Source organism: Halobellus sp. MBLA0158, from assembly GCF_041477585.1.
GTDB lineage: Archaea > Halobacteriota > Halobacteria > Halobacteriales > Haloferacaceae > Haloquadratum > Haloquadratum rubicundus.
On the sequence record NZ_JBGNYA010000001.1, the window covers coordinates 2,425,020 to 2,441,355 of the forward strand.

A 16,336-nucleotide genomic window follows, 5' to 3' on the forward strand; every position below is an offset into this window, starting at 1 on the left:
TACTTTTCGGCGTGTCACACGGAGTAGACGACGCCCCGGTCGGAAACGGGTCGCAAACGCAAAGGAGTCGCGACCGACCGGACTCACACCACGTTCCGGTTACTCGTCCCCGTAGGGGCCGAGTTCGCAGTTCGTCGCCGGCGCCTCGTTACAGCCGTAGACCAGCGGTTCGGTCGTCCTGACCACTTCCGTCCGGATGCCGAGTTCCTCGGCGCGGTCGTCGCCGACGCCGCGGACGAAGTAGTAGGGCCGTTCGACCTGGTGGTCGCACTCGCGGAACTGGGAGTCGCCCCAGGCCTGGCTCCACTCGAAGTTCTCCAGTTCGCGGATGACCGTCGGCGGGTGGAAGGTCCCGGCCTGTTCGACCGCCATCGCGTACACCAGCACGCTCTCGTAGGTGTGCAGGTGGCTCTGATTCGGCGTGGCGTCGTACTCGTCCTCGAACGCCTGGACGAAGATCTCCGACGCCTCGTTGCCGGCGCCGGGGTTCCACGGCTCGCCCCCGTAGACGCCCTCGGCGGCCGACCCCATCGGATTGAGCGTGAACGCGCTGACGTGGGGGATGATCACGTCGATCTCCTCTGTGAGACCGGCGTCGACCATCTGCTGGAGCCCGCTCGCCGCGAATCCGCCGAAGCTCGAGAAGTACAGGACGTCCGCCCCGGACTCCTGGAGCGCGGAGATCTGCGAGGAGTGGTCGTTCTCGTCCTCGGCGATCGGCGCCTCGCCGGCGAGCTCCCACGGGCCGTTGTCCACGAGGTACTTCGTGGCCGCGGCGCTGTTGGACTGCCCGTAGGAGTAGTCCATGTAGATGTGGAACAGCGAGCGGTCCTCGCCGAGCTCCGCCGGCGCGGCCTCGCCCATCATCATCCCGATGATCTCGGCGTGGAAGGTCGGATGGAAGTAGTACCGCGAGCAGTTCTCGCCGCTGATGCTGGACGACGTGGAGTTGCCGGCCATGAACGGCACGTTGTTCGCCGCCGCAATCTCCTCCATCGCGATGGTGACCGTACTGGACATCCCGCCCGTCCAGAACTGGGCGTTATCCTGATTGATGATCTGCTGGGCGTTCTCGCGGGCGGTCTGTGCGTTCGTCGCGGTGTCGTACGCGGTCGACTCGACCTCGTAGCCGAGGACGCCGTTGCCGCTCAGGAGATCGGTGTTGTCGACCAGGCCGCCGCCGTTGTTCAGGTGGTCGATGATGAGGTCGAAGCCCTCGCGCTGGTCCTGGCCGTCGGGGCCGAGACCGCCGGACTCGGGTCCGTTGAAACTGATCGTGACCGAATCGCCCTCGGGCGGCCAGTTGCCGATCGGGTCCTCCTCGCCGACCAGTTCGTCGCCGCCTCCGGTACTGGTCCCGCCGCCGCTGCCCGCGGTGGTCCCGTTGCCACCGCCGCCACCGTTGCCCTGGCAGCCCGCCAAGCCGACGGCGAGGCCGCCGGCGGTGATGCTCTTCAAATACCGTCGTCGCGACTGGTCTGATGAGGAACGCTGGTCTGTCATAATTGTTAGCACAGCCTACAGCTATATGACACCATACATAACTTAAATCTTTGGTGGCGTCAATAGTCAATCCCCCATCAGGCGCGGCTGTCGGTACGCTGATCGGGACCGATCGGTCGACGCGCCGGCGCAGAAGTCGGCTCGGTCGGAGTGCTCTGGACTCGAAGTTCGGGCGACAATCGGAAATCGGAGCCCCAATCGGCGAATCTTCCCGCTCAGTCCGCGGCCTGCATATACTTATGGAGCCGTTCGGCCATCGCTCGGGCGAACGGCTCGTCGTTGACGTTGGCGTCCACCTCGATCAGTTCGACGTCGTCGTCGAGATTCTCGCGAAGCGCCTCGAACAGGGCGGCGTCGGCCTCCGGGTCGTGGAAATCCTCGCCCTCCGCGTCGAGCATCGAGACGCCGCCGAGCGGGAGCGCGAGCGCGGTCGGCCCCGTCGCGGCGTTCAGTTTCTCGGCGATGATCCGGCCGAGTTCGGCGTTCTCTGCCGGCGTGGTCCGCATCAGCGTCACCTGGGGGTTGTGGACGTGGAACTTCCGGCCCTCGAACTCGGTGGGGACCGACTCCTCCGGCCCGAAGTTGACCATATCCAGCGCGCCGGTCGAGACGACCTGCGGAATGCCCCGCTCGCCGGCGGCGTCGAGCCGGTCCGGCCCCGCGGAGAGGACGCCGCCGACGAGCTCGTCGGCCCACTCTGTCGTCGTCACGTCGAGGACGCCGTCGATGACGCCCTCCTCGATGAGGTTCTCCATCGCTCGCCCGCCGGTACCGGTCGCGTGGAAGACGATGACCTCGTAGCCGCGCTCTTCGAGCCACTCGCGCGCGGTCTGGACGCAGGGCGTCGTGACGCCGAACATCGTGATGCCGACGGTGGGCTTGTCCGCCACCTCGACGCTGGGCTCGTTGGCGACCATCCCGACCACCGCCAGGGCGGCGTTCGAGATGACCGTCCGCGAGAGCTGATTGAGCCCCTCAATGTCGGCCACGGAGTACAGCATCGCGATGTCGCTGGACCGGACGTAGGGCTCGGTGTCGCCGGAGGCGACCGTCGACACCATAAACTTCGGGACGCCCACGGGGAGCGCCCGCATCGCCGCCGTCGCGATGGAGGTGTTCCCCGACCCGCCGAGGCCGAGAACCGCGTCCAGCGTCCCCTCGTCGTGGAGGCGCGTCGCGATTTCGGCGGCGCCGTCGCCCATCACTTCGACGGCCTCGCCGCGGTCTCCGGCCTCCCGGAGCGCTTCGAGATCCCGTCCGCCCGCCTCGGCGACCGCCGACGCGGGGGTGTCGGGCTCGATCTCGGGGTCGCCCACCACGCCGGTATCGACGAGGTGGACGTCGAGGCCCTGGGCCTCGATGACGTCGCGGGCGAATCCGATCTCTTCGCCTTTCGTATCGAGCGTTCCCACGATGACGACGCTCATATCGGGTCACACCACCGGGTCGCGTCCCTCATACGTCGATCTCCTTGAACTCGCGGGCCTGGTTCTCGATCGCCTCCTCGGTCGGGAGGCGCTCGATGCTGGAAGCGCCGAAGAACCCGACGACGCCCTCGGTGTGTTCGAGCACGTACTCGGCGTCGTCCGGCCAGGCGATCGGCCCGCCGTGGCAGATGACCATCACGTCGTCGTTGACCGCCTTCGCGGCGTCGTGGTGGGCTTGCACCCGCTCGGCGGCCGTCTCCAGATCGAGCGCCGTCTCGGCGCCGATGTCGCCGGAGGTCGTCAGCCCCATGTGCGAGACGACGACATCCGCTCCCGCCTCTGTCATCGCACGCGCTTGGTCCTCGTTGAACACGTACGGACACGTCAACATCCCCTGGTCGCTGGCCTCGCGGATCATCTCGACCTCCTTGTCGTAGCCCATCCCCGTCTCCTCGATGTTCTGCCGGAAGGTGCTGTCCTCGTCGATCAGGCCGACCGTGGGGAAGTTCTGGACGCCGGAGAAGCCGCGGCGGCGGAGGTCCTCGATGAACACGTCCATATCGCGGAAGGGGTCGGTGCCGTTGACGCCGGCGAGTACAGGGGTGTCCTCGACGACCGGGAGCACCTCGCTGCCCATCTCGACGACGATCTCGTTCGCGTCGCCGTAGGGGAGGATCCCCGCCAGCGAGCCGCGCCCGTTCATCCGGTAGCGCCCGGAGTTGTAGATGATCAGGAGGTCGACGCCGCCCCGCTCGGCGAACTTCGCCGAGATGCCAGTTCCGGCGCCGGCGCCGATGATCGGCTCTCCGTCTTCCACAGTCGACCGTAGCCGCTCGAGCGAATCACTGCGTGTGAATCTCATAGACCATCGGCTACTTTCAAGGGTTGGATATTTAATATTGGGGGCGACGGTGAGCGAGAGCGTCAGCGAGCGGAAGATCGCCCGCGGGCGGCCTCGACGCCGCGCTTCCGCGCTCGGACGCGCTTTCGCGATTTCGCGACGGCTCCGTCGTTCGTCCGATCTGCCGAGTCGCTCTCGGCGTCACTCGGCCGCGTCGCTCGACTCCTCCGGAGGGACCACCGTACACTCGGGCGCCTCGCGGATCTCGGCCTCGGGACCCGGGGGGCCGTACATCGCCAGGAACCGCATCGGCTCCCAAGAGTCGTTGATCGTGCTGTGTTCGACGCCCGCGGGGATGTAGACCATCTCGCCCGGCGAGACGGTCCGCTCCTCGTCGGCGATGGTCTGGACGCCCTCGCCGTTGAGGAAGAAGAGGATCTCCTCGCTGTCGGGATGGGTGTGCCGCTCGTGACCCTTTCCGGGTTCGAGCACGACGATCCCGGCGCTGAAGTGCTCCGCCCCCGTCGTCTCGGGCGTGCTCAACCACTTGATCGATCCCCAGTCGAGATCGAGCAGCTCGATCTCGTCGGGGTCGATAAAGCGCTGATCTCGCGTCATACCATCAACACGGACAGCGGTCATCGGAATAAGTGTTGTGTCGCCGTCGGCGCCCGATCGGTCACGAACAGACAGTCGGGTGCGGGAGCGATTCGCATAATGAGAATAGTTCATTATCGTTGATACTTGGATCGGCTATATCATTATTTATGTTAACATAATCCGGTATCCATTACATAGTTAGTTCTGTAATGGATGTCGGCCGTCGGGAGGAATGTTCGGCATTTTGTTCTCATTATGTGAATAGAGCGTGTGCTCCGGTGTCGAGTCGCGTTCTTCCACGTGCAGGTGTGGGTCCACCACTCAGTTAACCCCGATGAAACGACGTCTCCGTGTCCGTCTCTATCTCTGTTTCCGTCTCGGTCTCCCTGTTGTCCGCAGTTGCCCAATTATTCCTGGATCTGGGGGTAAATGTTTAAGTCGCTACAGTAAGCGATATAGCCTGCACGATGAGCACTGAACGACACTACGATCGCGAGTTCGTGCGGACGTTCTTCACGTCGCCGACGGCGGTCGACGAGGACGACTCCGCGAAGATGCTGCGGAGCGCCGCGCAGCTGCGCGGGATGCAGGCGCCCGACGTCTGGGTGCCGGACAACGAGGACGCGACCGCGCCGTCGATGCGCGAACAGGGCGTCGAGAACATCGTCGAGGTCGTCGCCGAGCACGGCGCGGACTTCCCCGGTGAGATCCACCCGCGCGTCGTCTGGCACCGCGACGATCCGGAGACCCGCTACCAGGGGTTCCAGCAGATGCTGTCGATCGCGACCGACGACCGCGACGCGATCACACACATCGACGGCTTCGTCATCCCCGAGGTCGGCGACCTCGACGACTGGAAGAAGGCCGACGAGTTCCTCACGATCGTCGAACACGAGGCCGGACTCGACGAGGGAAGCCTCTCGATGTCGGTGATCGTCGAGTCCGGCGAGGCCGAACTGGCGATGGGCAACCTCCGCGCGGAGATGGGCAGGCCCGCGAACAACCTCGAACGCCTGTTCCTGCTCGTCGACGGCGAGGTCGACTACACGAAGGATATGCGCGCGATGACGCGGACGGGCGAGCTCCCGCCGTGGCCCGAGCTCCGCCACAACACCTCCCGCGGCGCCAGCGCGGCCGGCCTGATCGCCGTCGACGGCCCCTACGACGACATCCGCGACGAGGCGGGCTACCACGCCCGGATGCGCGAGAACCGCGAGAAGGGGATGACCGGCATCTGGTCGCTCACGCCCGGCCAGGTCGTCGCGGCCAACACCGCGCCGCTCCCCCCGGAGGAAGGCACCTGGCTGCTGGAGGTCGACGGCGAGGAGATCGATCTCGTCGAGGAAGACGGCACGCAGGTCTACGACGGCGACGCGGTCGAAATCGAGGACCTCGGCGACACCTACGTGCTGGAAGTCGGCGACGACGAGCGCGAGCTCGACGAGGACGAGCTCCGCGAGGAACTGCTGAACATGACGGCGTACGTCCCGGGGATGGACGACATCGTCGACTCGATGGAGGAGTTCGAGGCCGCCAAGGAGGCCGGCCGGGGCGCGATCGCGATGACCCAGGCGACGACCATCGCCATCGACGGCGTCGAGATCGACATCGAGAAGGACCGGATGTGGGACGAGGCGACCTATCAGGCCGCACAGACGCCGATCACGCTCTTCCAGGACGTCTACGAGCACCGGCCAGACCAGCACGACGAACTGGAGGAGATGTACGGCGCCGACGTCGTCGAGCGCGCGACGTCCGTGGGGGACTGAGAGTAATCACTGTGACTCCGCCACGGGGGCTATCGTTCCTCGCGGAGTGACTCTTCGAGCGCCGCCACCGCGTCGAGCAGTTCGTCGGCGATGTCGGTTTCGAGCCGCGTCATATTGAGGCGGAACTTCGGCCCGCCGACGCTCAGCCCCCCGACGATGTCGCCGGTGTGGTCGTGGACGGGTGCGCCGACCGAGACCAGCCCCGGGGCGAACTCCCCGTCGGCGACGACGAAGTCCTGCGACCCGACGTCCTCTAGGGAGTCGAACAGCTGCTCCCGGTTGGCGATGGTCGCCTCGGACTCGCGCGGGAGGCCCCACCTGTCGAGGATCGCCTCGATGCGATCGCGGTCCAGTTCGGCGAGGATGGCCTTCCCGGCGGCGGTGTTGTGCAGGTAGTACTCCGAGCGGTAGTGGAGGCTGTCCTCCCGGGACACCTCGTCGTCCGAGGAGCCGTAAAACAGCAGCAGCCGGCCGTGTTCGAGGATCGTGAAGTTCGCCTCCTGGCCGGTGTCGGCGGCCAGACCGTCGACGACCTCCCGTACCGTCTCCTCGCGCGGATAGCGGGCCTTGGCGCGCTCGCCCAGCAGGGCGAGCCGGAACCCCACCTGGTAGGTGTCGCCCTCCTTGATCAGGAATCGGCTGTCCCTGAGCGTGTTGAGGTGGCTGCAGATCGAACTCTTCGAGGCGGAGACCATCCGATCGAGTTCGGCCACCGTGAGCCCCTCGTGCTCCAGAATGAGGGTGAGAATTTCTAACGAGGTCTGGGTCGTCTTCAGACGTCGCCCCGAATCGTTACTGATCATACGGGATGGTTTGTGCCCGCGATAATAGATATTTTCATAATGTGAGTGTGAACCGCGGCGTCGCGAGCGGTCTCAATCGAGACTGAATGACCGGCAAGGGCGTCAGAAGCCGGATCTGGGCGAGTCGCCGGGCGAATCCGGCCGAGCGGCGGGCAACCCTCGCAGTTCACACGGCACGGGACCGGTTCATCCACCCGATGCGAGTGATCGCCTCCGCGCCGAGCTGACCGAGGAGGCTGGCCGCTTCGAGGTCGTGGTTCTGGAACGCCTCGACGACGATGTCGCCGGCGCTCAACACCCCGTGGTCACCGATGGGCACGTACAGCCCCGACTGCAGTTCGCCCCGGTTGTGGTCGTCCATCGTGCGCTCGTGGTTCGCGTGGATCTCCGGTTCGCCCGACCGGTACACCCGCGCGGCCGGCGTCTCCTCGCCGATGGAGTAGTCCGGGCGGTCGCCCGCCCGCTCGACGCACTCCTCTGTCGCCACCACCGTCTGGAGGATGGTCCGGTCCTCGTCGATCAGCCGGACCGTCGTGTTGACGAGTCCGAGGATGTTCTTCGCCGCGTCGGCGAGGATCTCCGCGACCTCCTGTCTCGAACTCGCCCCGCGCAGTTCCTGGCTCGTCCGCCGGAGGATCTCGATGCGCTGCTCGCGCCGCTTGACGTCCGTGACGTCCTGGACGGCGCCCCGGAGCACCGTCGTCCCGTCTTCGTCGTGCGGCTCGCAGTACATCCGGACCGAGCGCTCCGTCGTTCCCTCGCCGGCGAGACCGACGTCGATACGAAACGGCTCTCGGTCCTCGATCGCGTCGGTGAAACGCTGATTCACGCGCCCGCGGTCCGCCTCGCTATACCGCTTGAGCACCTCCTCGAAGGTCGGCTGTGCGTCCGGGTCGATGCCGTGGATTCGCTTCGCCTGGTCGCTCCACCACAGGCGGCTCACCGAGGCGTCGTAGGACCAGACGCCGATTTCGGTCAGCCGTTGCAGGCTCGCCAGGAGCGCATCACGCTCCAGTTCCGACTCCGGAAGCGAGGTATGTACCGTTGAGGGGTCCCAACCTGGCGTATCGGGCATTGATGCCTACCGATAGCAGTTCACGTGAAATAAATCCACCCCCTGGACGGCCCGGGGATCGCGAACGGATGTCGACGGCGGCGATGCCGCACGGTTCGGCCGCCGCCGACCCGTCGCTCGATCCGAGACCAGAGGATTTAATGATGATCTATACGTGTGTGAATCGATGGCAGCCGAAGACGAGTCCTATCGTCCATCCGGGTTCGACACGTCGGCGGCGGCGCTCGGAGGCGATCGTCCGGACGTCGAACAGTACGCGGAGTTGGCGGCCGACCTGCGGGAGGAGGTCGCCGGCGAGGTACAGTTCGACGAGTACGCACAGGTCCTCTATGCGACCGACGGCAGCATCTACCAGGCCCGGCCCGCGGGCGTCGTCCTCCCGAGAGACGTCGACGACGTCAGAGCGACCGTCGAGACCGCGGGGCGCCACGACGTGCCGGTCCTCCCGCGGGGGACCGGGTCGTCGCTGGCGGGACAGGCCGTCGGCAACGGCTGTGTCGTCCTCGACTTCACGAAGCACATAGACGACATCGTCGACGTGGACCCCGACGCGAAGCGCGCGACGGTCCAGCCCGGCGTCGTCCAGGACCACCTCGACGACCGCCTCGACCGCGACGGGCTGAAGTTCGCCCCGGACCCGGCCTCCTCGAACCGGGCGACGATCGGCGGCGGCATCGGCAACAACTCCACGGGCGCCCACTCGGTCCGCTACGGCATCACCGACGCCTACACCGAGGAACTGCGGGTCGTCCTCGCGGACGGATCGCTGATCCACACCCGCGAGGTCGTCCTCGACAGCGACGAGTACGAGGCGATTGTCGCGAAGGACGACGCCGAGGCGCGGATCTACCGGACCGTCCGCGGGCTCGTCGGGGATCACGAAGACGAGATCGCCGAGCGCTACCCCGAACTCAAGCGGTCGGTGTCGGGCTACAACCTCCAGAAGGTGATCTACGAGAACGACGCCGGCGAGTCGGTCATCAACCTCTCGAAGCTGTTCGTCGGCGCCGAGGGGACCCTCGGGGTCGTCGTCGAGGCGACGCTCTCGCTCGTGACGAAGCCCGACGAGACTGCGCTGGCGCTGTTCTGCTTCGACGACCTCGTGGACGCGATGGAGGCGGTGCCCGAAGCCCTCGAATTCCCGGTCAGCGCCGTGGAGCTGATGGACGACGAGGTGTTCCGCCTGGCGCGGGAGTCGGAGGGCTATGCGGAGTACGCCGAGCCGATCCCCGACGGCACCCAGGCGGCGCTGATGCTGGAGTGGGACGACGAGCTCGTCGACGACTTCGCGGCCGCAATCGAGGACACCACCGCCCACTTCGTCGAGTCCGGGGCGGCCTTCGACGTGCTGGAGGCCTACGACGAGGCCGACCAAGAGCGGCTGTGGAAGCTCCGGAAGGCCGCGATTCCCCTGCTCATGAGCCTGGAGGGCGACCCCAAGCCGTACCCGTTCATCGAGGACGCGTCGGTGCCGCCCGAAGAGCTCGCCGAGTACGTCGGGAAGTTCGAGGACGTCCTCGACGCCCACGACACCTCGGCGGCGTACTTCGCCCACGCGGGCGTCGGCACGCTCCACATCCGGCCGATCCTCAACCTCAAGGACGGCGAGGGGATCGAGAAGATGCACTCGATCGCCGACGACGTGACGGACCTCGTGCTCGACCACCACGGGGCGTTCTCGGGCGAGCACGGCGACGGGATGGCCCGGACCGAGTTCAATCCCAAGATGTACGGCGAGGACCTCTGGGAGGCCTTCAAGGAGCTGAAGACGGCGTTCGACCCCGACTGGCTCTGCAATCCGGGCAACGTCGTCTACCGCGAGGACGCGTCGGATCCGGGCCCCGATCACGACCGGGGCGTCGGCGCGGACATGCGCGAGAACCTCCGGTACGGTCCGGAGTACCAGTCGATCGAGCCCCAGACGGCGCTCGACTTCGACGAGGAGGGGGGCTTTTCGCACCTCGTCGAGCTGTGCAACGGCTGCGGCACGTGCCGCCAGACCGACTCCGACGTGATGTGTCCGACCTACCGCGCGTCGAAGGAGGAGGTCCAGACGACCCGCGGCCGGGCGAACATGCTGCGGGCCGCCATCTCGGGCGAACTCGACGACGACGAGCTCCATTCGGAACGGTTCCAGCGCGAGGTGCTCGACCTCTGTGTCGGCTGCAAGGGCTGCAAGAGCGACTGCCCGACGGGAGTCGATATGGCGAAACTCAAGGCCGAGATGAAACACCGACACCACGAAGAGGCGGGGACGAGCGTCCGCACCCGGCTGTTCGCCAACATCGACACCGCGTCGCGGATCGGGTCCGCGCTCGCGCCGCTCTCGAACTGGGCGACGAAGCTCCCGGGCGCGCGGACCGCGATGCAGAAGCTGCTCGGCATCGCCCCCGAGCGGGAGCTACCGCCGTTCCGCCGGGAGACCCTCGAAGACTGGTTCGAGGGGCGCGGCGGGTCCTCGGTGTCCCGCGCCGACGCCGACCGCCGAGTCCTGCTGTTCCCGGACACCTACACGAACTACTCGTACCCCCGAGCGGGGAAGGCCGCCGTCGAGGCGCTCGAAGCCGCCGGCGTCCACGTCGATATTCCGGACAACACCGGACCGTCTGGCCGGGCGGCGTTCTCGGCCGGACTGCTCGACACCGCTCGCGAGCGGGCGCGGGCGAACGTGGAGGCGCTGGCCGACCGCGTGGACAGCGGCTGGGACGTCGTGTTCGTCGAGCCGTCCGACGCGGTGATGTTCCAGGACGAGTACGCGGACCTCCTCGACGGTCCCGAGGTCGATGCCGTCGCCGGCAGCGCCTACGGGGTGCTGGAGTACGTAGACGTCCACCGACTGGACGAGTCGCTCCCCGTCGACGACCGGTCTTCGGGCGCGGCCGGGTCGCTGAGCTACCACGGCCACTGCAATCAGAAGGCGACGAACAAGGACCACCACGCCGTCGGGGTCCTCCGCCGCGTCGGGTACGCCGTCGACCCGCTCGATACCACCTGCTGTGGGATGGCCGGGAGCTTCGGCTACCACGACGAGCACTACGACCTCTCGAAGGCGATCGGCCAGCTGCTGTTCGCGGAGCTCGACGACAGCGACGCGGACGGGATCGTCGCGCCCGGTGGGTCCTGCCGCTCGCAGTTGGGAGACAGAGACGGGGTCGAGGAGATCCCGCCGCATCCCGTCGAGGCGGTCGCCGACCGTCTGTAGCACGGAGTGCCGGAGGACGACCGTTCGAATTTCGATACCGGGACCGGCGCCGCCGAACCGTCGCCCGCACTCGGCGGCGTCGCCGTTCGACGCGGGCGACCGATTCCCAAATGAGAACCACAGGAACCACGAACGCGGTTCGCAGCCTCACGCACAGCCGGATCCCCCTCCGGATCGCCCGGATCGCGAGCGGGGACCCGTTCCGGAAACACCGTCCGACAGCGGCCGCTGATCCCGGATGTCGCTGACCTCGGCGTTCACCGGTGCCGTCGGTCCGATCCTCGTCATCGCCGCGGTCGGATACCTCCTGACGTTCGCGGCCGACGTCGACGTCGCGTCGCTGAACACGGTCGGCCTCTACGTACTGGTCCCCGCGCTCGCGTTCCACAGCATCGCGACGACCGAACTCGGCGGCGACGCCGTGCTCAAACTCGGCGTCGGCGTCGTCGCGTACGCGCTGATTATGGTCGGGATTGCCTGGGCGGCGGGCCGATTGGTCGGCGAGACGGGCCCGCTGCTCGGCGCGATGATGCTCGCGGCGGCGATCCCCAACTCCGGCTTCATCGGGATTCCGCTCTCGGAGTTCGCGTTCGGGTCGATCGGCCGGACCACAGCGGTGCTGTATCTGACGATCCAGAACGTCGTCGTCTACACGCTCGGGGTGTACATCGCCTCGCGCGGGACCGACAGGAGCGCCCTGAGCGCGGTCACCGAGATATTCCGGCTGCCGCTGGTGTACGCCGTCGTCGCGGCGGTACTGGTGCGAGGCCTCGGGTTCGTGCCGGCCGGAGAGACCGCGATCCTAGAGACGCTCCGCCTCGTCGGCGACGCCTCGATCCCGATTATGCTTCTGATACTAGGGGTCCAACTGGCCGACACGGACGTCTCCGCCATCTCTCGCACGGCCACCCCATCGATTCTGAAACTCGGCGTCGCACCCCTGGTCGGGATCGGTCTCGCGCTCGCGCTGGGGTTCGAGGACCCGACCGTCGCGCGGGTCTTCGTCCTGGAGTGTGCCACCCCCGCGGCGGTCATCCCGCTTGCGCTCATCATCGAATACGCCGACGGCGACGCGGTGGGCGGCGTGACCGCCCCCGAGTACCTCAGCACTACGATCTTCGTGACCACGGTGGCCGGCACCGTCGTACTGACGGTGCTGATTGCCCTCCTGCGGTCCGGAACGCTCCTGTAAGTTTGGGGATCGCGCTCGTACGCTCCGCGCGTTCTCAGACCTCGACCCAGCGTCCGGATTCGTCGCTCCGCTCGATGGCGTCGAGGACGCGCTGGACGGCCAGCCCGTCGGCGAAGTTCGGGCCGTAGGACTCGCCCTCGGCGACCGCCGAGAGGAACTCGTAGTCCTCGTGGACGAAGGTGTGCTCCCAGCCGAGGACGTGGCCGGGGGGCCACCAGTGGTCGAGGTAGGGATCGTCGGGGTCGGTCACGAGGACCGTCTCGAAGCCGCGGCCGTCGTCGCGGAGCACTTCGAGTTCGTTGAGCCGTTCGAGGTCGAACCGCAGGCTGCCGTCCGAGCCGTTGATCGCGATGGTGTGGGCGTTCTTCTGGCCGTTCGCGAACCGCGAGGCCTCGAACGTCCCCATCGCGCCGTTCGCGAACTCCGCCTGGGCCGAGTAGGCGTCGTCGACGGTGACCGGCCGCGTCTCGACCGAGTCTCCGCTCTCCGCGTCGAGGCCGCCGCCGTCGGCGCCGGGGACGGGGCGCTCCTCGACGAAGGTCTTGAGGTGTCCGCTGACGCGCTCGATCGAGTCGCCGAGGAGGTACTGCGCCAGGTCGATCGAGTGGGCGCCGAGGTCGCCGAGGGCCCCGCTGCCGGCGATCTCCTCGCTGTTTCGCCACGACCACGGGGCCTGCGGATCGACCAACCAGTCCTGGAGGTAGTTCGCGCGGACGTGGTGGATCTCGCCGATGGCCCCCTCGTCGATCAACTGCTTCGCGTGCTGGATCGCCGGCACGTACCGGTAATTGAACGCGACGGCGGTCGGGACATCGGCCTCCGCGGCCGCTTCGGCCATTCGCTCGGCGCCGTCGAGCGTCGCTGCCAGCGGCTTCTCGGAGAGCACCGGCACGCCCGCTTCGAGGGCGGCGACGGACGGCTCGACGTGGACGTCGTTCGGCCCGAGGTTGTAGAAGACGTCGACCTCGTCGACGACCTCCCGCCAGTCGGTCGCGGTCCGGGCGAAACCCAGTCGGTCGGCCGCGTCCGCGAGCGCGTCCTCGTCCCTCCCGACGAGAACGTCGCGTTCGATGTCGGGCGCATCGGGGAAGAACATCGACAACCGCGAGAAGGCGTTCGAGTGCGCCTTGCCCATAAACCGATACCCGAGCATTCCGATCGAGAGCGTCATCGTCGGCCCTCCCGGGCGAGGTCGCGGCTGTCCGGACGGTGAACGCACTCGGTGGAGTCGGTTGCACGCATAGTACCGACTGGCAGCACCAACACTATTAAACTTCCCGTGCGCGGGGTTCCGGTCCCCGGAGTTGCGGTCGCGAGCGCATCGATCCGAGCAGTTCGTCTCGCGTCGCGACGGCCGAGCGACGAATTGTGCATAAATTATATGGTATAATGACACGAACCCCGGGGTGTATGGAGCTCGGTGTACTCACGGCACAGCCGCTCGGACATATGGACCGGGCGGACGCCTTCGACTTCCTCGAATCGCTCGGCGTCGACGCCGTCGAACTGGGAACGGGCGGCCTCATCGGCGCCGCCCACGTCGACCGGAACAAACTCCTGACCGACGAGGACGCGCGGGCGAAACTCCGCAGCGAACTCGACGAGCGAGGCCTCGATATCTGCGGCTTCGCCGTCCACGACAACCCCCTGCATCCGGACGAGGAACGGCGGGAGCGCGTCGACAGGGAAACGAAGGAGACGATCGAACTCGCCGCCGAGTTCGGCGTCGACAGGGTCATCACGTTCTCGGGGTTGCCGGCGGGCGCGCCCGGGGACAGCGTCCCCAACTGGGTCACCTTCCCCTGGCCCGAGGAACATGCCGAAGCGCGCGACTACCAGTGGGAGGTGGCGACGGAGTACTGGAGCGACCTCGGCGCCTACGCGGACGACTACGGCGTCGACATCGCCATCGAGATGCACCCGAATATGCTCGTCTACGACCCCGTGGGGATGGTCAAACTGCGGGAGGCGACACACGAGCGGATCGGCGCGAACCTCGATCCCTCCCACCTCTGGTGGCAGGGCATCGACATCCCGAAAGCGATCCGCTATCTCGCCGAACACGACGCGATCCACTACGTCCACGCGAAGGACGTGCGCGTGTACGATTCCAACGCCGAGATCGAGGGCGTCTTCGACAACAAGGACTTCGACCGCGAGGAGGAACGCGCGTGGATGTTCCGCTCGGTCGGATACGGCCACGACGAGGACGCTTGGCGGGACATCATCAGCACGCTTCGCCTGGTCGGATACGACGACGTGCTCAGTATCGAGTGGGAAGACGGTCTGGCCGAACCCACCGAGGGGCTCGAAAAGGCCGTAGATACGCTTCAGCGCGGTATCCTCCGGAAAGACGCCGACGTCGATTGGGTCCCCTGAACACGGTGGGGTCGTCACCGTTTCCCGGGACCAGAATTAGAGGCGTTTTCGGCTCTCGTAGACCGTACTGAGTTCCGACGCGTAGCTGTGTGTGTCGAGTGGAGTGTGAATGCTCGTGCCTCCGAGATCGGATTGGTCTAGGTGGGTATTCTGAAGTGAGACGAATTGTCTTCTAAATTAATTTGTAAGTTATTTTATACTATCTGGTGTTTGGCTGTATTTGAATATTCTGACTGCGTGAATTGCGTTCGATAGCCAATATATCGTGGTAACATAGTTTATCTTTCACATTATATTCTTTGTACTACAATATAATAGTTCAGTTAGTTATAATTAATATCGGCCACAGTTCAGCAACGACACCGACTACCAACTGAGATGGCAATCACTCCAGCACGCGACGCGTTGCTGATTTAATGGAGAAGCGATTCTATCAGATATGACCGACACGCCCGACCCAACCCGATCCAAAGTCGGCGACCTCATCCATCGGTACGAGATGGGAGACATCGGTCGGGAGCTGGAAGATCGGTGGTTGGGGAACGGATACGACAGCCAGAGCCTCCGGAGCCTGGCTGAGTGGTTCAATCGGCGATTGCTCCGGACGAAACTGGAACGGAACGGGATGACGCCACTGGACGGGGAAGTGGCCAATATGTACCGGCTGCTCTCGTCGGACGACGTCACCGCCGGGGCCCGAGTGGAAGCGGAATCGACACTCGAAGACAACGGCATCGATCCGGAGCGACTCAAACGGGAGTTCGTCTCGCATCAAGCGATTCATACGTATCTGACCAAATTCAGGGGGGCCTCCAAGGACGGGTCGTCAGCCGATCCCCGAGAGAAGGCGCAGAACACGATCCAAAAACTCAGAAATCGGCTGATCGCCGTGATAGAAAACAGTCTCGAACAGCTCCGGGAGCGCCAGCGGATCACACTCGGGGAGTTCAACATTTTACTCGATATCCAAATTCTGTGCGAGGACTGCGGAGCCAGCTATTCAGTTACCGAGTTGTTCGATCGAGGAGGTTGCGACTGCGAACCGGAAAGCGAAGCGTAGTCGGCCAATTCACTGCGTCTCGGGCGATAGCGTCATATCAATATAACAAAGTGGAGCAGGAATGGGCACACCGTCGAAACGCTACTCGGAACGTGGACGATTCGCGAAATGGGACCGCCGGCTTGTAATCGTATTCCAAGGGCATAATCAACAAGGATATTTAAATACTATATTAAATATAAATTATTTCTTATGAATATTTCAATGCTCCCTTAGCGTTTTTCGCTATAATTACGTATTCAAAATCTAGTACTGACATCAAATACGAAGCATATAATTACATAAATTTGATATATCTGAATGGTGCTTGTCGATATTTCTCGGGAAAATAGCTCGGGCATCACCAGTAACATATGTACCCTTGTTAGATCCACATCTGGTAGCAGATGGATTCCGAGTCAACGTGATTTCGAGGCGGGAACGATCTAATCGAAAGTGTTCGGTGATGATGAATCGGTACGGTGCATACACAGAGCCGCTCATAC

The 16,336-nt window shown here is 65.2% G+C and carries 12 protein-coding genes; 5 read left to right on the plus strand and 7 right to left on the minus strand.

Annotated features, from left to right (window positions below):
* Positions 1-99: 99 nt before the first annotated feature.
* From OS889_RS12190 to OS889_RS12205, 4 genes are all read right to left on the minus strand, one after another.
* Positions 100-1,503 (minus strand): ABC transporter substrate-binding protein, encoded by a 1,404-nt coding sequence (locus OS889_RS12190; protein WP_372390136.1) that lies wholly within the window; start codon positions 1,501-1,503, stop codon positions 100-102.
* Between the two features lie 215 nt (positions 1,504-1,718).
* Positions 1,719-2,930 (minus strand): Tm-1-like ATP-binding domain-containing protein, encoded by a 1,212-nt coding sequence (locus OS889_RS12195; RefSeq protein ID WP_372390137.1) that lies wholly within the window; start codon positions 2,928-2,930, stop codon positions 1,719-1,721.
* Positions 2,931-2,958: 28 nt separating this feature from the next.
* Positions 2,959-3,792 carry a phosphoenolpyruvate hydrolase family protein gene (locus tag OS889_RS12200; RefSeq protein ID WP_372390138.1) on the minus strand — a complete coding sequence of 278 codons (834 nt, stop codon included), beginning with the start codon at positions 3,790-3,792 and terminating at the stop codon, positions 2,959-2,961.
* 180 nt (positions 3,793-3,972) lie between these two features.
* On the minus strand, positions 3,973-4,389 hold the full coding sequence (locus OS889_RS12205) for a cupin domain-containing protein (RefSeq protein WP_372390139.1): 417 nt from the start codon (positions 4,387-4,389) through the stop codon (positions 3,973-3,975).
* 449 nt (positions 4,390-4,838) lie between these two features.
* Here OS889_RS12205 and aceB point away from each other — a divergent pair, with 449 nt between their 5' ends.
* Entirely contained in the window at positions 4,839-6,140 is a 1,302-nt protein-coding gene (gene aceB / locus OS889_RS12210) for a malate synthase AceB (protein WP_372390140.1), read from the plus strand.
* Positions 6,141-6,169: 29 nt separating this feature from the next.
* Here the strand turns inward: aceB and OS889_RS12215 are convergent, their stop codons facing one another.
* Entirely contained in the window at positions 6,170-6,943 is a 774-nt protein-coding gene (locus tag OS889_RS12215; protein ID WP_372390141.1) for an IclR family transcriptional regulator, read from the minus strand.
* 166 nt (positions 6,944-7,109) lie between these two features.
* On the minus strand, positions 7,110-8,018 hold the full coding sequence (locus OS889_RS12220) for a GAF domain-containing protein (RefSeq protein WP_372390143.1): 909 nt from the start codon (positions 8,016-8,018) through the stop codon (positions 7,110-7,112).
* Between the two features lie 166 nt (positions 8,019-8,184).
* Between OS889_RS12220 and OS889_RS12225 the strand changes: the two genes are divergently transcribed.
* Complete coding sequence (locus OS889_RS12225; RefSeq protein WP_372390144.1) at positions 8,185-11,220, plus strand: FAD-binding and (Fe-S)-binding domain-containing protein; 3,036 nt, start codon at positions 8,185-8,187, stop codon at positions 11,218-11,220.
* Positions 11,221-11,458: 238 nt separating this feature from the next.
* The gene (locus tag OS889_RS12230) at positions 11,459-12,412 is read left to right on the plus strand and encodes an AEC family transporter (protein WP_372390145.1); all 954 of its coding nucleotides are present in this window, start codon (positions 11,459-11,461) and stop codon (positions 12,410-12,412) included.
* A 34-nt stretch (positions 12,413-12,446) separates the two neighbouring features.
* Here the strand turns inward: OS889_RS12230 and OS889_RS12235 are convergent, their stop codons facing one another.
* Positions 12,447-13,583 (minus strand): Gfo/Idh/MocA family protein, encoded by a 1,137-nt coding sequence (locus tag OS889_RS12235; protein ID WP_372390147.1) that lies wholly within the window; start codon positions 13,581-13,583, stop codon positions 12,447-12,449.
* 239 nt (positions 13,584-13,822) lie between these two features.
* On the opposite strand from OS889_RS12235, the gene OS889_RS12240 reads away from it, so the two are divergent.
* The gene (locus OS889_RS12240) at positions 13,823-14,791 is read left to right on the plus strand and encodes a sugar phosphate isomerase/epimerase family protein (RefSeq protein WP_372390149.1); all 969 of its coding nucleotides are present in this window, start codon (positions 13,823-13,825) and stop codon (positions 14,789-14,791) included.
* Between the two features lie 439 nt (positions 14,792-15,230).
* On the plus strand, positions 15,231-15,851 hold the full coding sequence (rdfA, locus tag OS889_RS12245) for a rod-determining factor RdfA (RefSeq protein ID WP_372390150.1): 621 nt from the start codon (positions 15,231-15,233) through the stop codon (positions 15,849-15,851).
* Positions 15,852-16,336 lie beyond the last annotated feature (485 nt).